The sequence below is a fragment of the Bordetella petrii genome, from assembly GCF_017356245.1.
In the GTDB taxonomy this organism is placed as follows: Bacteria; Pseudomonadota; Gammaproteobacteria; order Burkholderiales; family Burkholderiaceae_B; genus Bordetella_A; species Bordetella_A petrii_D.
In genome coordinates this window covers 1-18,845 of sequence record NZ_JAFMZZ010000004.1, presented here as the reverse complement: position 1 = coordinate 18,845, position 18,845 = coordinate 1, and the positions used below count along the sequence as shown (strand labels likewise).

The 18,845-nt window shown below is 67.3% G+C and carries 15 protein-coding genes; 7 read left to right on the top strand and 8 right to left on the bottom strand.

Going from position 1 to position 18,845, the window contains the following annotated elements; translation table 11 throughout:
* Nucleotides 1-113: 113 nt before the first annotated feature.
* Nucleotides 114-983: a LysR family transcriptional regulator gene (locus J2P76_RS18245; protein WP_207409278.1), complete on the bottom strand. Its 870-nt coding sequence runs from the start codon at nt 981-983 to the stop codon at nt 114-116.
* A gap of 94 nt (nt 984-1,077) precedes the next feature.
* On the opposite strand from J2P76_RS18245, the gene J2P76_RS18240 reads away from it, so the two are divergent.
* The gene (locus J2P76_RS18240) at nt 1,078-2,034 is read left to right on the top strand and encodes a quinone oxidoreductase family protein (RefSeq protein ID WP_207409277.1); all 957 of its coding nucleotides are present in this window, start codon (nt 1,078-1,080) and stop codon (nt 2,032-2,034) included.
* Nucleotides 2,035-2,168: 134 nt separating this feature from the next.
* Entirely contained in the window at nt 2,169-3,353 is a 1,185-nt protein-coding gene (locus J2P76_RS18235) for an amidohydrolase family protein (RefSeq protein WP_207409276.1), read from the top strand.
* On the opposite strand, the gene J2P76_RS18230 is transcribed toward J2P76_RS18235, so the two are convergent.
* A complete protein-coding gene (locus tag J2P76_RS18230) occupies nt 3,350-4,231 on the bottom strand; it encodes a LysR family transcriptional regulator (protein WP_207409275.1) in 882 nt (293 codons plus the stop codon). The two genes, J2P76_RS18235 and J2P76_RS18230, sit on opposite strands and share 4 nt — an antisense overlap.
* Nucleotides 4,232-4,589: 358 nt before the next feature.
* Between J2P76_RS18230 and J2P76_RS18225 the strand changes: the two genes are divergently transcribed.
* The gene (locus J2P76_RS18225; protein ID WP_207403706.1) at nt 4,590-5,573 is read left to right on the top strand and encodes an IS110 family transposase; all 984 of its coding nucleotides are present in this window, start codon (nt 4,590-4,592) and stop codon (nt 5,571-5,573) included.
* 45 nt (nt 5,574-5,618) lie between these two features.
* Here the strand turns inward: J2P76_RS18225 and J2P76_RS18220 are convergent, their stop codons facing one another.
* The gene (locus J2P76_RS18220) at nt 5,619-6,644 is read right to left on the bottom strand and encodes a Bug family tripartite tricarboxylate transporter substrate binding protein (RefSeq protein ID WP_207409274.1); all 1,026 of its coding nucleotides are present in this window, start codon (nt 6,642-6,644) and stop codon (nt 5,619-5,621) included.
* Nucleotides 6,645-6,814: 170 nt separating this feature from the next.
* Between J2P76_RS18220 and J2P76_RS18215 the strand changes: the two genes are divergently transcribed.
* Nucleotides 6,815-8,020: a glycosyltransferase family 4 protein gene (locus J2P76_RS18215; protein WP_242697608.1), complete on the top strand. Its 1,206-nt coding sequence runs from the start codon at nt 6,815-6,817 to the stop codon at nt 8,018-8,020.
* Here J2P76_RS18215 and J2P76_RS18210 read toward each other — a convergent pair.
* The 4 genes from J2P76_RS18210 to J2P76_RS18195 form a co-directional block, all read right to left on the bottom strand.
* Entirely contained in the window at nt 8,017-8,757 is a 741-nt protein-coding gene (locus J2P76_RS18210; protein ID WP_012247528.1) for an amino acid ABC transporter ATP-binding protein, read from the bottom strand. The genes J2P76_RS18215 and J2P76_RS18210 overlap by 4 nt on opposite strands.
* Before the next feature lie 60 nt (nt 8,758-8,817).
* Entirely contained in the window at nt 8,818-9,918 is a 1,101-nt protein-coding gene (locus J2P76_RS18205; RefSeq protein ID WP_207409273.1) for an amino acid ABC transporter permease, read from the bottom strand.
* A 1-nt stretch (nt 9,919) separates the two neighbouring features.
* The gene (locus tag J2P76_RS18200) at nt 9,920-11,110 is read right to left on the bottom strand and encodes an amino acid ABC transporter permease (protein WP_207409272.1); all 1,191 of its coding nucleotides are present in this window, start codon (nt 11,108-11,110) and stop codon (nt 9,920-9,922) included.
* Nucleotides 11,111-11,231: 121 nt separating this feature from the next.
* Nucleotides 11,232-12,248 carry an amino acid ABC transporter substrate-binding protein gene (locus J2P76_RS18195; RefSeq protein ID WP_207409271.1) on the bottom strand — a complete coding sequence of 339 codons (1,017 nt, stop codon included), beginning with the start codon at nt 12,246-12,248 and terminating at the stop codon, nt 11,232-11,234.
* 198 nt (nt 12,249-12,446) lie between these two features.
* On the opposite strand from J2P76_RS18195, the gene J2P76_RS18190 reads away from it, so the two are divergent.
* The 3 genes from J2P76_RS18190 (at nt 12,447) to cheD (ending at nt 14,938) form a co-directional block, all read left to right on the top strand.
* Nucleotides 12,447-13,115, top strand: a complete 669-nt coding sequence (locus J2P76_RS18190) for a cell division ATP-binding protein FtsE (protein ID WP_207410540.1) — start codon at nt 12,447-12,449, stop codon at nt 13,113-13,115.
* Entirely contained in the window at nt 13,112-14,020 is a 909-nt protein-coding gene (locus J2P76_RS18185) for a cell division protein FtsX (protein WP_207409270.1), read from the top strand. The genes J2P76_RS18190 and J2P76_RS18185 overlap by 4 nt, the downstream gene beginning before the upstream one ends.
* A 246-nt stretch (nt 14,021-14,266) precedes the next feature.
* Nucleotides 14,267-14,938, top strand: a complete 672-nt coding sequence (gene cheD / locus J2P76_RS18180; RefSeq protein WP_207409269.1) for a chemoreceptor glutamine deamidase CheD — start codon at nt 14,267-14,269, stop codon at nt 14,936-14,938.
* A 10-nt stretch (nt 14,939-14,948) separates the two neighbouring features.
* On the opposite strand, the gene J2P76_RS18175 is transcribed toward cheD, so the two are convergent.
* Nucleotides 14,949-18,551, bottom strand: a complete 3,603-nt coding sequence (locus J2P76_RS18175) for an indolepyruvate ferredoxin oxidoreductase family protein (RefSeq protein WP_207409268.1) — start codon at nt 18,549-18,551, stop codon at nt 14,949-14,951.
* Nucleotides 18,552-18,845: the final 294 nt, after the last annotated feature.

Here is an 18,845-nt window from a genome sequence, read left to right as displayed (position 1 = left end):
CTCCCGCAGGGTGTCAGACACCGAGGTATAGCGCGTCTGCACACATCGGTGTCAGGCACCCTGACGGGAGCCAGACACCCGTCTCTTGCTCCCACCCCCCGCAGCGCATGGCGCTAACCGCCAGCCGCCTCGCTGCGCTCCCGCGCAAACACGCTTCGCAACTGCCCCATCACCGCCTTGACCGCCGCCGCGCGCTTTAGGTCGGAATGCACCACCAGCCAGATGTCCCGCGACACCAGCGGCGCACCCGGCACAGCGGGAACCAGCTCCGCGTCACCCAAGCCCATGAAGTCCGGCAACGCCGCAATGCCGGCGCCGTTGCGCGCGGCGGCCTGTTGAATGTCCAGGCTGCCGGAGTAGAACGCGAACACCCGCCCGGCCGCGAGATTTTCCAATGCCGCCTGCTGCGGCGCCTGCGCCAGCGGCCCGTCGGAACCGATGAAGCGCCAGTTCTCTTCGGCCGTGTCGGCCAGGTAGGCGGGGCTGGCATATAGCCGGAAATCCACTCTGCCCAGCCGGGTGATTGTCAGGTCGCCTTTTTCCGGGCGGGTCAGGCGGATGGCGATGTCGGCTTCCGCGCGGTCCAGCGAGGCGGCGCGGGCTTCGCCGATGATGCGCAGGGTCAGGCGGGGATGGCGGCGTTGCAGGTCCACCAGGGGCGCGGTCAGGGCCAGCGCCGCCAGGGCGGGCGCGGCGCTGATGACGATGGTTCCCGACAGCTCGGAACGCGCGCCGTCGGCAGCCCGCCGGATGGCGCGCGCTTCGTTTTCCATGTTGGCGGCAATGGCCGCGACGCGTTCGCCTTCGGCTGTCAGGGTCCAGCGCCGGCCGCGCCGGTCGACCAGCGGGATGCCCAGGGAGGCTTCCAGCGACGCGATGCGGCGCGCCACGGTGGCGTGTTCGACCGCCAGCGTTCGCGCCGCGGCGGACAGCGAGCCGGCCGCGGCCAGGGCGCTGAAGTGGCGCAGGTCATCCCAGTTCATCGGTTAATTTTTTCACATCGGTGGTCAAGATATGGGGAATTTACTACCAGTTTGGTAGCTGCAACCATGTTGGCTCACACATCGGAGGCCAGCCATGGACCAGCAGGTAGAACTGATCGCCACGGGCGATATCGGCAATTTCAAGGTTGTGGATTGCGCGCCGCGGGCGCCGGGGCCGGGCGAGATCCGCCTGCGCCATGAAGGCATCGGGGTGAATTTCATCGATATTTACCACCGGCTGGGCCTGTATCCCTTGCCGTTGCCCGCCATTCTGGGCGTGGAGGGCGCCGGCGTGGTGGAAGCGGTGGGCGCGGAAGCCGGCAACGTGCGCGTGGGCGACCGGGTGGCGTATGCCGGCATCCCGGGCGCCTATGCGGCCACGCGCCTGCTGCCGGCCTGGCGCGCGGTGAAGCTGCCCGACGACGTCGGCACGCAGGTGGCCGCGGTGTCTTTTCTGCGCGGGATCACGGCGCATATGCTGCTGACCGGCATTTACCCGGTTGCGGGCGGAACGACGCTGCTGGTGCATGCCGCGGCAGGCGGCCTGGGCGCGATGCTGACCCGCTGGGCGAAGCACCTGGGCGGCACGGTGATCGGCACGGCCAGCTCGCCGGAAAAGGCCGCCATCGCGCGCGCCCAGGGTGCGGACCACGTGATTGTGGGCCGCGATGCGGATGTGGTGGCGGAAGTGGGCCGGCTGACGGGCGGCAAGGGCGTGGACTTTGCGGTCGACGGCATTGGCGGCGCGATGCTGCGCAAGACGCTGGCGAGTACCCGGCGTTTTGGCGTGGTGGCATCGGTGGGGCAGGCCGCGGGGCCGATTCCGCCGGTGGCGGTGGATGAGTTGCGCCCGATGCTGGTGCGCCCGAGCGTGATGGCTTATGCGGCGGACCAGGACACCTATGCGGTGGCGGCGCAGGCGGTGATTGCCGCGATCCGCCAGGGCATCATCCAGAGCGCGGCAAGCGAGTACCCCTTGGCGCGGGCCGCCCAGGCGCACAGCGATCTGGAATCCGGCAAGACGACCGGCAGCCTGGTGCTGGTGCCTTGAAAGGATGCGGGTTTGCCGTGGCATTCGAAAATCGAATGCCATGCATGAAGATATTTAACTTGTAGATGCGCCGGGGCTTGGTTATGTTGATGGCATCCCGGCCGGCCGCCAGCCGGCCCGCACTGGAATCCATCATGACCGAACGTCTTTACACCAACGCCCTGGCCGCCGACGGCAGCCGCATTCACATTGCCGTGGCAGATGGCCGCATTGCCGGTATCGGGCCGGACCTGCCCGCCGCCGGCGCCGCGGAAATCATCGACCTGCAGGGCTGGCTGGTGCTGCCTGGTTTTGTGGATGGCCATATCCACCTGGACAAGAGCTTCGTGGGCGACCGCTGGCATCCGCACCAGCCCGCCGGCAGCCTGCGCGAACGGCTGGCCATCGAGAAGCAGGCGCTGGCCGGCGCGCGGCCGATTGCCGAGCGCGCCCATGCGCTGGTGGCGCAGGCAGCCGCGTTCGGCACCGTGGCCATGCGCAGCCACGTCGATGTGGACGCCACCACCGGCCTGGAGAACCTGCGTGCGGTGATGCAGGTGCGCGAACAGTGGCGCGGCGTCGTGGATATCGAACTGGTGGCCTTTCCGCAGGCGGGCGTGATGTCCTGCCCCGGCACGGCTGCCGTGCTTGAAGCTGCCGTGCGCGAGGGCGCCGAGGTCGTGGGCGGCATCGATCCGTCCACGCTCGACGGCGACGCCGACGGGCAGCTGGATGTGGTGTTCGGCATTGCCGAAAAGCATGGCGCCAAGATCGACATCCACCTGCACGAACCGGGTGAGCAGGGCGCACAGCAATTGCAGCGCATCGCCGCGCGCACGAAAGCCGCCGGGTTGGGCGGGCGGGTGGCGGTCAGCCATGCGTATTGCCTGGGCGATGTGGCCCCCGGCGTGCTGGACGAGGCGGCCGAGGCGCTGGCGCGGGCCGGCGTGGCCATCATGACCAACGCGCCCGGCAACCGGGCTTTTCCGCCGGTGCTGCGGCTGCGCGAGGCCGGCGTGCAGGTGTTTGCCGGCAATGACAATATCCAGGACGCCTGGTGGCCCTATGGATCGGGCGACATGCTTCAGCGCGCCATGCTGGTGGGCTATCGCTCGGGTTTCTATACCGACGAATCGCTGCGCGTCGCGCTGCACATGGCCACGGCGGCGGGGGCCCAGGTGCTGGGGCTGCCGGACTATGGCCTGGAAGTGGGCAACCCGGCCACCTTCGTGGCGCTGCAGGCGCCGAACGCGGCCGCGGCGGTGGCTGCCGTGCCGGCCCGGCGGGTGGTGGTCCAGCGCGGCCAGGTGCGCGCCGGCGGCCCGGCGGGCCAGCCTTAAGCGCCGTCGCGGTCCAGCATTCGCGCCAGGACGCCGGCCAGTTCTTTCACCATGCGGTCGGCGGCAGGGCGGTGGAAGATGCCGATCTCGTAGGTGTCGATGTCGGGCAGGCCGTCTTTTTTCTTGAGCACCACGTGGTCTTTGGTGACCGCGCGCCGCGGCAGCAGGCTGATGCCCATGCCGTTGGCCACGGCGCTCTGGATGCCGCCCAGGCTGGAACTGGTGAAGCTGATGCGCCAGCGCCGGCCGCGGGTTTCCAGGGTCTGGATCATGTCGTCGCGGTACAGGCCCCGCATCGGAAACACCACCAGCGGCACGGGGTCCATGTGGATGCACGGATGGCGGGCGCTGTCGATCCAGGCCATTTTTTCGGGCCGGCAGGCCACCGCCGCGCGGCTGTGGCGGCGCTGCTTCACCAGCGCCAGGTCGAGCGCGCCGTGGTCGTAGCCGGCGGCCAGGTCGCGGCTGAGGCCGCTGGTGACTTCCAGCTTGACGTGCGGGTAGCGCCGGTTGAAAGCGGACAGTTCGCGGGTGGCCGGCCCGGTGGCGAAGTCTTCGGGCAACCCCAGCCGGATGGTGACCGCGACCAGGGCGCCGGACAGGGCTTCGGCCAGCTGTTCGTTGGTGGCCAGCATATGCCGCGCATAGCCCAGCAGCACCTGGCCCGCCTCGGTGGGGCGCACGTCGCGGTTGCCGCGGTCGAGCATAGCGTGGCCGGCCAGGTCTTCCAGCCGGCGCACTTTCTGGCTGACGGTGGATTGCGTGGAATGCAGGCGCGCGGCCGCGGTGGTGAAGCTGCCGCATTCGGCCACGGCGACCATGGCCCGCAGCAGGTCCAGGTCGAACAGCGTTCTATTCGGTTTTTGACTGGCGGCCATTCGAGTATTCAGTTTCTAGATAGGATGGCCAACTTTTATCATGGTGCGGCAGGGCGGGCAATGCGGCCAGGGGTCAGTTCACGCAGGTGCCAGGCACCGTACCGTTGAGACAGTCGCTGCACACTTCGGTGTCTGGCACCTTGTATCTTGGCACTTGTGGTGATTAGCTATCACCACAGCGGTTCCGGTGAGCTTGTTCTGGCACCGAAAGCGTGGACTTTGCTCCGCAGATGAAGCCCCGGAACCGCCCCCTGTAAGCCAGCTGAACACTGAACGGTAGCCTAGGGCCAGGACCCTGCATGTACAAGGTAAGTGGGCACAGTGGGTTGAGGGGATTCTTTTTGAGGAGCCCAAGTCTATGTTTTTTCTAGGAATTGACGTCTCCAAGGCGAAGCTCAATTGTGCCTTGCTGAGCGCCGAAGGCGACAAGCGCAAGACCAAAGTGGTGCCCAACACGGCCGCGGGCATCCAGGCCTTGGTGGGCTGGTGCGCCAAGCAAGGCGCTACACCGGAGCAATTGCACGCCGTGCTTGAGCCGACCGGCCCCTACCATGAGCAGGCCGGCACGGCATTGCACGACGCAGGAACCACGGTTTCGATGATCAATCCGGCACAGGCACGCGACTTTGCCCGCGCCTTGGCGGTGCGCTCGAAAACCGATGAGATCGACAGCTACATGCTGGCCCGCTACGGCCAGGTAGTGCGCCCACCGGCTTGGCAGCCCGCGCCGCTGCATGCGCGGCAATTGCGTGCACTGCTGGCCCGGCGTGAAGCCTTGGCCAAAGACCTGCAACGCGAGCTCAACCGCCAGGAGAAAAGCGAGTTTGGCCGCTCTCCGGAGCTGGTGGCCGGTTCGATCGCCAAGACCGTGGCGTTCCTGCGTGAAGAGATCAAGCGCCTGGAGCGCGCCATTGACGACCACATCGATCGCCACCCCGACCTGAAGGGAGACCGGGAGCTATTGAGCAGTATCCCGGCCGTTGGCCCGCAGACCGGCAATGCCATTCTGTCGATCATGCATAACCGGCGCATCGACTCACCGCAGGCGCTGGCCGCTTATCTAGGCGTTGTACCGGTGCAGCGCCAATCGGGCAGCAGCCTGAATGGCCGGCCTCGTCTATCCAAGACCGGCCCGGCGCGAGTACGGGCCACGCTCTACATGGCAGCGGTCGTCGCGGTACGGCACAACCCGCATATACAGGCGCTTTACGCTCGCTTGCTCAACGCGGGTAAAAGCAAAATGGCCGCGCTGGGCGCGGCCATGCGAAAGCTCGCTCACTTATGCTTCGGCGTACTCAAGAGCCGCACTCCATATCGCTCTGATTACGCCTTAAGCCCTTGACCGCCAAGACGGTATCTGCGGAGCCAGACACCTGAAGCCACACGGCTAGTTCAGGCTGGCGCCCGACAGCTTGACGATTTCCTGGTATTTGTCTTTCTCGTTCTTCACGAACGCCGCGAAGGCTTCGGGGGTCATCGGCTCGGCTTCCGACCCCATGGCCAGCAGGCGCTGGCGCACGTCGGGCTGGCGCAGGGCATCGGCATAGGCCTTGTTCAGCTTGGCCACCACGGCAGCGGGGGTGCCGCCGGTGGTGAACACGCCGAACCAGGTGCCCAGGTCGAAACCCTTGACGCCCGCCTCGTTCATGGTGGGCACGTCGGCCAGCAGCGACGAACGCTGCAGCGTGGTCACCGCCAGGGCCTTGACCTTGCCATCCTTGATCAACGGCGCCGAGGCGGCCAGGTTGTCGAACATGAAGTCGGACTGCCCGCCCAGCAGCGCCAGTTGCGCCGGCGACGCGCCCTGGTACGGCACGTGCACGGCGTCGATGCCGGCGCGCGCCTTCAGCAGTTCGCCCGCCAGGTGGCCGGCGCTGCCGTTGCCGCCCGAGCCGTAGTTCAGGCGGCCCGGGTTCTTCTTGGCGTAGGCGATCAGGTCGGCCAGGGAACTGATGTTGTTCTTCTTGGCGAAATCGACGTTCATGACCAGCACGTTGGGCACCGCGGCCACGATGGTGACCGGCGCGAAGTCCTTGATGGGGTCGTACGGCAGGTTGGCGAACAGCCACGGGTTGATGGCGTGGGTGGCCACGGCGCCCATCACCAGCGTGTAGCCGTCGGGGGCCGCCTTGGCGGCCAGGTCGGCGCCGATGTTGCCGCCCGCGCCGGAGCGGTTCTCGACGATGACCGGCTGCCCCAGCGAAACGCGCACCTTCTCGGCCAGCATGCGGGCGGTGGAATCGAGCGGGCCGCCGGGGGGATACGGCACCACGAAGCGCAGCGGCTTGGTGGGGAAATCGGTGCTCTGGGCGGCGGCCGGGGCCGTGCAGGCCAGGGCCGCGGCCAGGGCGACGGCGCCGCGCACCAGGGCGCGGCGGGTGGGCGAAACAGGGGATTGTTGCGGATTGCGCATTTGTTTTGGTCTCCAAAGGGCTTCTGTGCGGCAGCTAGCATACTCCAGGCCCCCTGGCCGTGCGGCCTGAACAAAGGCATGCCCGCCCTCCTGGCCGGCCGATTGGCTGGGCCGGCCACGGCCTTGCGGGCGAATCAATGTCAAGCAAAGCCTTACATCAAGCAAGCAAGATGACAGCATATCGACAGGTATGGTGGAAGGTCTGCTCGCGAGCCCATGCCATGCACATCCTGTACACGAACTTCCACGTCGGCCCCCATATCGGCGGCCACACCATCTACGTATCGCGGCTGGCGGCGGGTTTGTCGGGGCAATGCCGCGTCGCCGTGGCCACCCCCGCGACCAGCGCCCTGTACGCGCTGGCCGGAAAAATCCCCGGCGTCACGCGCCACGCCCAGGACTACCCGTCGCGTTTCTACCGGATTCCCGCCGCCCTGCGCACGATGCGCGGCCTGTTGAAGGCGCAGCGCTTCGACGTGGTGCACGTCAATGGGTCGGCCGACCACCGGCTGGTGATCATGGCCACGCGCTTCATGAAAAACCGGCCGCGCATCGTCTTCACCAAGCACAACACGATCCCGATCTCGCGCACCAGCGCCGCCCTGCGCGCCCGCTACGGCACTGACCATGTCATCGCGGTGTGCAAGCACGTCGAGCAGCGTGTGCGGAACAGCCCGTACGCGGCATGCGGCGTCAGCACCATCGGCAACGGCGTGGACACCGACTGCTTCCGCCCGCCCGACGAGGCGACGGCGGCCGCCCACCGCCGCGCCCTGCTGGGCGAACGCGCCGACAACCGCATCGTGCTGGGCAGCAACGCGGGCACCGCCTCTTACAAGGCCTGGCTCGACATGGTGCGCGCCCTGGCCCTGCTGCCGGCCGAAATCGCCGACCGCTTCCATATTGCGCTGGCCGGCGAGGCGTTCAGCCAGTCGCAGCAGGCCGAGCTCGACGCGTCGGGCATGGCGGCCCGCGTCACCCATGCGGGGTCGCTCGCGGATGTGCGGCCTTTCATCGCCGCCATCGATGTGGGGTTCGTGCTGTCCACCCGGGTGGAAACAATCTCGTTCGCCTGCCGCGAGATGATGGCCATGGGCAAGCCCGTGATCGTCACCGATTATGCCGGCCTGCCCGAAAACATCGACCCGGGCCGCGACGGGTGGGTGGTGCCGCCGGCCCGGCCCGAGGCGCTGGCGGAACTGCTGCGCGGCATGGCCGGCGGCGCCTGCGATCTGCGGGAAATGGGCCAGGCCGCCCGGCGCAAGAGCCTGGCGGCGTTCGGCCTGCAGCACTTCCTGGCAAACACCATCCAGGTGTACCGGACGGTAAGCGGGCGGCCCGCCATGGACCGCCCGCCGCAACCCTGCACGTCTTAGTGCAGGATCTGGCTCAGGAACAGCTTGGTGCGCTCGTTCTGAGGATTGTCGAAGAACTGGTCGGGGCTGTTCTGCTCGATGATCTCGCCGCGGTCCATGAAAATCACGCGGTTGGCCACCTTGCGCGCGAAGCCCATTTCGTGGGTCACGCACAGCATGGTCATGCCGCTTTCCTGGGCCAGCGTCACCATCACGTCCAGCACTTCCTTCACCATTTCCGGGTCCAGGGCGGACGTGGGCTCATCGAACAGCATGATCTTGGGGCTCATGCACAACGACCGCGCGATGGCCACGCGCTGCTGCTGGCCGCCGGACAGCTGGCCGGGGAACTTGTTGGCCTGTTCCGGGATGCGCACGCGTTCCAGGTACTTCATGGCGGTGGCCTCGGCCTCGGCGCGCGGCTTCTTCAGCACCCAGGTGGGTCCCAGCGTCAGGTTCTCCAGCACGGTCAGGTGCGGGAACAGGTTGAAGTGCTGGAACACCATGCCCACGTCGCGGCGGATGGTCTCGATGTGCTTCAGATCGTTGGTGAGCTCGGTGCCGTCGACGATGATGTGGCCCTGCTGGTGTTCTTCCAGCCGGTTGATGCAGCGGATCATGGTCGACTTGCCCGACCCCGACGGGCCGCACACCACGATACGTTCGCCGGGCGCCACGTCCAGGTTGATATTGCGCAGCACGTGGAACTGGCCATACCACTTGTTCACGTTCTGCATGCGGATGATGGCATCACTCATGCCTGTACTCCCATAAGGTGCGCCGGCCCGGCCCGCCTGCGGCGGGCACGGGCCCGGCAACTATCGTTTGTGCCCGGTCGCCAGGCGTTTTTCCAGGCGTTGGCTGTATTTCGACATCGAAAAGCAGAACACGAAGTAGATCAGCGAGATGAAAACATAGGCCTCGACCCCGAAGCCGCGCCAGGCGGCGTCCGACAGCGCGGCCTTGGCCGCCAGCGTCAGGTCGAAGATGCCGATGATCACCACCAGCGACGTGTCCTTGAACAGCGCGATGAAAATGCTGACCAGCGGCGGGATCACGATGCGCAGGGCCTGCGGCAGGATGATCTTGCGCATCTGCTGCCAGTAGTTCAGGCCCAGCGAATCGGCGCCTTCGTACTGCCCCTTCGGGATGGCCTGCAGCCCGCCGCGCACGGTCTCGGCGATATACGCGGCCGCGAACATGATGATGGCGATCTGCGCGCGCAGCAGCTTGTCGATGGAAAAGCCCACCGGCAGGAACAGCGGCAGCATCACCGACGACATGAACAGCAGGCTGATCAGCGGCACGCCCCGGATCAGCTCGATGTACACGACGCACAGCGCCTTGATGGCCGGCATCTTCGACTTGCGGCCCAGCGCCAGCAGCACGCCGATGGGAAAGGCGAAGGCGATGCCGAAGGTCGACAGGATCAGCGTCAGCGGCAGGCCGCCCCACAGCGAGTTCTCGACGTAGGTCAGGCCCAGCACGCCGCCCCACATCAGCACCGCCACGGCGGTCAGGCCCACGGCCCAGATCAAGGCCAGGCGCATGTTCCAGAAACGGCGCAGGCCGCTGCAGACGATCACCCCGATCAGGATGATGGTGGCCAGCAGCGGACGCCACTGCTCGTCGTACGGATAGGTGCCGAACAGGATCAGGCGGTGCTTCTCGGCGATGAACGCCCAGCACGCGCCGGCGGCCTTGCGGCATTCCTGCGAGGTCGCCGACGTGAAGTCGGCCTGCAGGAAGGCCCATTCGACCAGGGCCGGCACGGCCATCAGCAGGATCCAGGCCACCAGCACCGTGGCCAGGATGCTCATGGGCGACGAAAACAGGCGCTCTTTCAGCCAAGGCCACAGGCCGACCTGGTTGCGGGGCGGCGGCAGGCCTTCGCTGGGGATAGGCGTAGTCGTGCTCATGTCAACGCTCCACCAGCGCGATGCGCTTGTTGTACCAGTTCATGAATACCGAGATCGACAGGCTGACGGTCAGGTAGGCCGCCATGATGATCAGGATGCCTTCGATGGCCTGCCCGGTCTGGTTCATGGTGGTGTTGACCACCGACACGATGTCGGGATACCCGATGGCCACGGCCAGCGAGCTGTTCTTGGTCAGGTTCAGGTACTGGCTGGTCATGGGCGGGATGATCACGCGCAGCGCCTGCGGCAGTATCACCAGGCGCAGCACCCGCGAGCGGCGCAGGCCCAGCGAGCCGGCGGCTTCCCACTGGCCCTGGTTGACCGCCTGGATGCCCGAGCGCACCACTTCGGCGATGAAGGCCGAGGTGTAGATCACCAGCCCCGCCAGCAGGGCCGCGAACTCGGGCGACAGCGTCAGCCCGCCCGAGAAGTTGAAGCCCTTCAGCACCGGCATGTCCAGCGTCAGCGACGCGCCGCTCACCAGCCAGCCCAGGATGGGCAGCCCGATGAACAGGCCCAGCGCGACACGGCCCAGCGGGAACACCTTGCCGGTGGCCTCCTGGCGCTTCTTGCCCCAATGGGCGGCCACGATGGTGCCGATGATGGCCAGCGCCAGCCCGCCCAGGATGAAGTCCAGCGAGGCGCCTTCCAGGGCCGGCACTTTCAGGCCGCGGTTCGAGATGAACACGCCGGGCAGCGGGTTGGTCGCCTGGCGCGGGCCGGGCATGTTCTCGGTGATCAGCGCATACCAGAAGAACAGCTGCAGCAGCAGCGGCACGTTGCGCATGGCCTCGACATACACCGAGCACACCTTGGCCATGAGCCAGTTCTTCGACAGCCGGCCCACCCCGATCAGGGTGCCCAGGATGGTGGCCAGGATGATGCCCAGCACGGCCGCGCGCAGCGTGTTCAGCAGGCCCACCACGATGGCGCGGCCATAGGTGTCGGCCGGGCTGTAGCTGATGGGCGTCTCGCCGATGGCGAAGCCCGCCTCGCGCTCGATGAACCCGAAGCCGGTAGAGATGTTGCGTACCTGCAGGTTGTGCAGGGTGTTGGAAACCAGGAACCACACGGCCAGGGCGACCAGGGCCAGCGCGACAACCTGATACACCACGGCGCGCACGCCGGGGTCGTTCCAGTTGAGGCGCCGCTTGGGCGCCGCCACCGGGACTTGGGGGTTGTTTGTCGTCATGGAATGAATCTACAGAAGTCGAACAGGAATGGCCGGTAAACCCTGGCGCCACCTTACTCCTGCCGCCCGCTCCAGGCGGGCTTGGCAAGGCGGGCGACCCCGCCTTGCCTGGCAGCCGTGCTTAGCGCACCGGCCAGCCGTACATCAAGCCGCCGTTCTTGTACGAAGCGTTCAGGCCGCGCTCGAGCTTCATGGCGCTGCTGCCGCCGAGCGTGCGTTCGAACACTTCGCCATAGTTGCCCACCTGCTTGATGATGGTGTAGGCCCACTTGTCGTCCACGCCCAGGTTCTTGCCCATGCCCGGGGTCACGCCCAGAATGCGCTGGATGTTGGGATTGGAGCTCTTGGCCATTTCATCGACGTTCTTCGAGGTGATGCCGTATTCCTCGGCTTCCAGCATGGCATTGAGCGACCAGCGCACGATGTTGAACCATTGCTCGTCGCCCTGGCGCACCATGGGGCCCAGCGGCTCTTTCGAGAAGTCTTCCGGCAGGATGACGAAGTTGTCGGGGTTCTCGAGCGTGGTGCGGGTCGAGGCCAGCTGCGATTTGTCGGTGGTGAAGGCGTCGCAGCGTCCGGCCGAGAAGGCGCGGATGATCTCGTCGTACTTGTCGATCACGACCGGCTTGAATTCGATCTTCTGGCCGCGGAACCAGTCGGCCAGGTTCAGCTCGGTGGTGGTGCCCGGCTGCACGCAGATGGTGGCGCCGTTCAGTTCCTTGGCGCTCTTGACGCCGAGTTCCTTGGACACCATCACGCCCTGGCTGTCGTAGTAGTTGACGCCGGCGCCGATCAGGCCCAGGGTGGTGTCGCGGGTCAGGGTCTGGGTGGTGTTGCGGGTCAGCACGTCGACTTCGCCCGACTGCAGCGCGGTGAAGCGCTGCTGCGTATTCAGCGGCGTGACCTTGAACTTGGTGGAATCATTGAACATGGTGGCGGCGATGGCACGGCACATGGCCACGTCGATGCCTTTCCATTCGCCTTTGCTGTCCGCCATGGAGAATCCGGGAATGCCCGTCGACACACCGCACTGGACAAAGCCTTTCTTCTTGACGCTGTCGAAGGTTGCGCCAGCGTTGGCCGCCGAAGACGCTGCGAACAGTGCGGCGGCAACGGCGGCTAATTTCAGTGCTTTCATCTTTCTCTCCTGTAGGGGAAGCCTCGATGCGCAGAGGGTGGGCGCATCAAGCATCGCCGGGATGGTAGCGGCTCAGCATATTCGGGGACATGGGGGAAATCCCTTGACGGATTAACTGAAAAAAAGGGACGGAAAAATATGCAACCGTCGCCCGGATCGCTGCGCGGTACTATTGCTGCTTCATCCTCACCTGCCGCCATGATCGAATTCCAGCACGTCTTCAAATCGTATGGGCGCGGCCGCAATATCCTGGCCGATATCAACTTCCGGGTCAGCGCCGGCGAATTCATTTTCGTGTCAGGTGCATCGGGCGCCGGCAAATCCACCCTGCTCAAGCTGATAGGCGGCCTGGAGCCCGCCAGCCGGGGCTCCATCCAGGTCAACGGGCAGCGGCTCGACAAGCTGCCGGCGCGCGCGCGGCCCTATCTGCGGCGGGCCGTGGGCGTCATCCTGCAAGACACCCACCTGCTGTTCGACCGCAGCGCCCTGCAGAACGTCATGCTGCCGCTGGCCGTCATCGGCCAGGCCCCCGACGCGGCCAGCGCCCGGGCGCGCGCCGCGCTCGACAAAGTCGGCCTGGCGGGCAAAGAAGGCATGAACCCCATCGAATTGTCGGGCGGCGAACAACAGCGCCTGGCCATCGCGCGCGCCATCGTCAACCGGCCGGCCATCCTGATTGCCGACGAACCCACCGCCAACCTGGACCACGACACCGCGCAGCGCATCCTGAATGTGTTCCGCGATTTCAACCGCGTCGGGGTCACCACCCTGATCGCCTCGCACGACGAAGCGCTGATGTCCCAATACGCCACGCGCATGCTGCGGCTGGAGCCCGGCAAGTTCCACGACTCGGGAGCCTCCGCATGAAATCCTGGCTGCGGCAGCATCGCTATGCCCTGACGGTTACGCTGCGCCGCCTGGCGGCGCAGCCCTTCTCATCCCTGGCCAACCTGCTGGTCATGGCCCTGGCGCTGGCCCTGCCGCTGCTGGGCGGCGCCATCCTGGTGTCAGCGCAGCCCGTGGCGCGGCAGGTGTCGGTTACCCCCGAACTCACCCTGTTCTTGCAAACCGACGCGCCCGCCGGCGCGGCTCAGGCCATCGCGCAGCGCATCCGCGCCGAAAACGCCGCGCAGGTCCAGGCGGTGCGCGTGGTGCCGCGCGACGACGCGCTGGCCTCGCTGCGCAGCGACCCCACCTGGGACCAGGCGCTGGCCGTGCTGCCCGGCAACCCCCTGCCGGACGCCGTGGTGGCCACCCTGACCGAAGGCGAGCAGCTGGCGCAGCGCGCCGGCCAGCTGGCCCAGGCCTGGAAGCAATGGCAGCACGTCGACCAGGTGCAGCTCGACAGCGCCTGGGTGCAGCGGCTGGAAGCCATCCTGCGCTTCGCCCGCGTGGGCCTGCTGTTCCTGGCGGCCTGCGTGGCGGCGGTGGTGCTGGCCGCCGTCTTCAATACGGTGCGCATGCAGGCCATGCTGCAGCGCGAGGAAATCGCCGTGGCGCGCCTGGTGGGCGCCACCGAATCGTTCGTGCGCCGGCCGTTCCTGTACCTGGGGGCCCTGTCCGGCGCGCTGGCCGCGCTGGTGGCCATCGGCGCGGCGGCCATCGCGCTGGCGCCGCTGAACAGCGCTCTGCTCGGGCTGGCGCGCAGCTATGGCGCCGACTTCGCCCTGCACCTGCCGGGCCTGCCGGTGCTGGCGGCCGCCGTGCTGGGCACCAGCATCCTGGGCGCCCTGGCGGCGCGCTGGTCAGTCACGCGCAGTACGCGCTTTTAATCCCCTTAATACCCCAAAAGAAACGCCCCCGCCGCCGCTACATTGCAAGTAGCCGGCGCGGCTGGGCAAAATAAAAGGGACATATTATCCGGCGTCCTGGCCCGCGCGCGCCCGCCCCGCCAAAGCAGCGGGTCGAAGATTGAAAAAATCTTTAGTTTTTTTTACATAAAACAAATTTGCTAACATATTTGGGCAGCAGATTTCTCCCTCCACTTGCCTGTACCGTTTTTCTGATGCGGTCCCTCCATGTCCACTCGCCTCGACGCCCGCGCGACTCGTCACTATTTTGATAGCGCCTTTCATTGCCCGGCGGTCAAGGTGCTGCCCAATGAATACTATGTGGCGGCCGGCGAAGACATCATGATCTCGACCGTGCTCGGCTCATGCGTGGCGGCCTGTATCCGCGACCCGCGGGCCGGCGTGGGCGGCATGAACCATTTCATGCTGCCCGAGGGCGACAGCGATTCGCCGGCCTCGGCCACCATGCGCTATGGCGCCTTCGCCATGGAAGTCCTGGTCAACGAGCTGCTCAAGGCCGGCGCGGCGCGCGAGCGGCTGGAAGCCAAGGTGTTCGGCGGCGGCGCGGTGCTGAGCGCGATGCAGCAGCTGAATATCGGCGAACGCAATGCCCGTTTCGTGCTCAATTACCTGCAGACCGAAGGCATCCCGGTCCTGGCGCAGGACCTGGGCAATGTGCATGCGCGCCGCATCGGCTACTTCCCGCGCGACGGCCGGGTGATGGTGCGCAAGATGGCGCCGCATCACCACAAGGCCGAGGCCCTGATCGCCCAGCGCGAACAGGCCGCGGCCCAGACCGCGCGCGCCCAGGCCCAGACGCCGCCGCGTGTCGAACGCTTCGGCGCGCCGGCCAAGCCGCGCTTCGAACGCTTCACGCGGCCCAGCACCGCCACCGGCTGACCCGCCGGCCTCAGGCGGCGCGCGCACCGTCGATGGGCACCACCTTGGCGCTGAACCCCTGCATCAGCTCGGCGCGCCTGGCGGCGGCCTGCCGCATCGCGGCTTCTTTGATGTGGCCATAGCCGCGGATGGATTCCGGCAGGCTGGCCAGCGCCACGGCGCGGTCCAGGTTGGCCCGGTTCAGTTTGGGCAGGATGGCCAGCAGGTCGCCGCGATAGGTATCGATCAGGGCGCGCTCCGCGCGGCGCTCGGCGGTATAGCCGAAGATGTCCAGCGGCGTGCCGCGCAGGCCGCGCAACCGGGCCAGCACCCGGAAGGCCTTCAGCATGCCCGGGCCATAGGCGCGCTTGACCAGGTGGCCTTGCGCGTCGCGGCGGGCCAGCAGCGGCGGGGCCAGGTGCAGGCGCAACTTCCAGTCGCCCTCGAACTGCGCCTCGAGCTGCTTCAGGAATTCGCCGTCGGTGTACAGCCGCGCCACTTCGTATTCGTCTTTGTAGGCCATCAGCTTGAAGTAGTAGCGCGCCACGGCGGCCGCCAGCCGGGTAGTGCCGGTGGCGGCTTGCTCGGCCTGCGCCACGTGCCGTACCAGGTCGCGGTAGCGGTCCGCGTAGGCGGCATTCTGGTAGGCCGTCAGGAAGTCGCCTCGCACCGCCACCAGCGCGTCGAGCTCGCCGGACGGCCGCTTGATGTCGACCACCGCCGTGGGCTGGCCGCGCCGCACTTCGACAAAACGCTCGTCGGGCGCGGCGCCGCGGCCAACCAGGCGCTGCACCGCGGCCAGGTCGTGCGCGGCGCGGCGGCCCCAGGCGAACGCCGCCAGGTTGGCCGGTACCTGCTGGCCGTTCAGCTCGATGGCGCGCAGCAGCGCCTGCTGGCCCAGCGGCAACCAGCCTTTCTGATAGGCATAGCCCATCATCAGCGGATTGGCGTAGATGGCGTCGCCCAGCAGCCCCACCGCCAGCTCGGCGGCATCGATCATATCGACGCCGCCCTCGCCGCAGGCGGCTCGCAGGTCGGCCTGCAGATCGGCGCCGGGCAGGCGCCAGTCGGGGTCGCTGACGAACGCGGCGGTGGGCGCCACGTCGCTGTTGAGCAGTACGCGGGTGCGGCCGGCACGCATGCGGGCCACCGATTCCTGGCTGGCCGCCACGACCAGGTCGCCCGCCAGCACCAGGTCGGCTTCGCCCATGGCGACCCGGGTGTTGAGCAGGTCTTCGGGCGACGGCGCCAGCACCACGTGCGAAAACACCGCGCCACCCTTCTGGGCCAGGCCCGCCATGTCCAGCACCGAACAGCCCCTGCCTTCCAGGTGCGCCGCCATGCCCAGCAATTGGCCGATGGTGACCACGCCGGTGCCGCCCACTCCGGCCACGAACACACCGTACGGCCGCGCCAGGGCCGGCATCGCCGGCTCGGGCAGGCCCGCGTCGATGGCGCCCTCTTGCGCCAGGGGCCGGGGCTTGCGCAGGCGGCCGCCTTCTACAGTGACCAGGCTGGGGCAGAACCCCTTGAGACAGGAATAGTCTTTATTGCAGCTGGACTGGTTGATGGCGCGCTTGCGGCCGAACTCGGTTTCCAGCGGCTCGACCGACAGGCAGTGCGACTGTTCGGAACAATCGCCGCAGCCTTCGCAGACCCGCTCGTTGATGACCACGCGGCGCGCCGGGTCGGGGTACGCGTTGCGCTTGCGGCGGCGCCGCTTTTCAGTGGCGCAGGTCTGGTCGTACACCAGGATGGATACGCCGGGGTATTCGCGCAGCTCGCGCATCACCGCGTCGAGCTCGTCGCGGTGGCGCACCGGCACGCCCGGCGCCAGGCCGGTCGCGCCCTGGTACTTGTGCGGCTCGTCGGTCACGACGACGATTTTCTCGATGCCCTCGGCAGCCATCTGGCGGGTGATCATCGGCACGTCGATCGGCCCGTCCACCGGCTGCCCGCCGGTCATGGCCACCGCGTCGTTGAACAGGATCTTGTAGGTGATGGGTGCCTTGGCCGCCACCGCCGCGCGGATGGCCAGCAGGCCCGAATGGTAGTAAGTGCCGTCGCCCAGATTGGCGAAAACGTGCTTTTCATCGGTAAACGGCGCCTGCCCCAGCCACGGCACGCCCTCGCCGCCCATCTGGGTATAGGCCTGGGTATTGCGGCCCATCCAGGTCACCATGTAGTGGCAGCCGATGCCGGCCATGCCGCGCGAGCCCTCGGGCACCCGCGTCGAGGTATTGTGCGGACAGCCCGAACAGAACCAGGGCTTGCGCTCGGCGGTCACGCGCGGCCTGGCCAGCGCCTGCTCGCGCTCGGCGATGAACGCCAGCCGGGCCTCGATGCCGGCGCGCACATCATCGGGCAGGGCGAAGCGCAGCAGGCGCGCGCCCACCGCCTTGGCCACCATGGCGGGCGAAAACTCGTAGTGCGCCGGCAGCAGCCAGTTGCCCTGCGGCACCGACCATTCGCCGCCGTCCTTGTCGTCGAACTTGCCCACGACGCGCGGGATTTTCTTGCCGGTGCCGATCCAGCTGAACAGCTCTTCCTTCAACTGGTATTCCAGCACCTGGCGTTTTTCTTCGACCACCAGGATCTCGTCCAGCCCCTCGGCGAACTGCTGCACGCCGGTGGCTTCCAGCGGCCATACCATGCCCACCTTGAACAGGCGCAGCCCGATGCGGCGGCAGGCGGCTTCGGTCAGGCCCAGGTCGGCCAGGGCCTGGCGGGTGTCCAGGTAGGCCTTGCCGGAAGTCATGATGCCGAAGCGCGCCTCGTTTTGCGGCACGTGCCACAGTTCGCGGTTCAGCCGGTTGGCGCGCGCGTAGGCCAGCGCGGCATACAGCTTGTAGTCGAGCAGCCGGGCCTCCTGGGCCAGCGGGGTGTCGGGCAGGCGGATGTTCAGGCCGTCGGGCGGCAGCTGGAAGTCATCCGGCAGGATGATGGGCACGCGGTGCGGATCGACCTCGACCGAGGCCGAGACCTCGACGATGTCGGTGATGCACTTCATGCCCACCCACACGCCGGCGTAGCGGCTCATGGCCCAGCCGTGCAGGCCGTAGTCCAGCACTTCCTGCACGCTGGAAGGAAATAGCGCCGGGATCATGCAGGCTTTCAGGATGTGGTCGCTCTGGTGCGGCAGGGTGGACGACTTGGCCGGGTGGTCGTCGCCCGCCACCACCAGCACGCCCCCGTGCGGCGCGGTGCCGGCGGCGTTGGCGTGCTTGAAGACATCGCCGCAGCGGTCCACGCCCGGACCCTTGCCGTACCACATGCCGAACACGCCGTCGTAGCGCGCGCCGGGAAACAGGTTGACCTGCTGCGAACCCCATACCGCGGTGGCGGCCAGGTCTTCGTTGATGCCCGGCTGGAATTCGACGTGGTGCGCCTTCAGGTACTGGGCGGCCTTCCACATGTTCAGGTCCACGCCGCCCAGGGGCGAACCGCGATAGCCCGAAATGAAGCCGGCGGTATTCAGCCCGGCACGCTGGTCGCGCACGCGCTGCATCATGGGCAGGCGCACCAATGCATGGATGCCGCTCATCCAGGCGCGGCCGGTTTCCAGGGTGTATTTGTCGTCCAGCTGGACGGAGGCAAGCGCCGCGCGCTGCGCGGACGTAAGAGGGGCATTCATGTCTACTCCGAGGGTCTTGGATGCCCGGGCCGGCTGCGCACGCCGGTTCTTGTGAAACCGGGGCGGGTGGGATCGGGCACAGGTGCCGTTGTTCTTCTCAGGTTGTACCCGGGGTGAAGGGGGGATGCAAGGGGGGCTGCTTGGGGTTTTGGAGTTCTTGCGGTCTTGGGGTTTTGCTTTCTTGCCCCGTCCCGCGGCGTCCGGGCAGGCGGTGGCGGCGCACGTGCGTCGGGCTCGGGCGCATGCAGGCGCCCTCGGCCTGCTGCGCAGGCTGCCCCGCCGCCCAACGCGCCG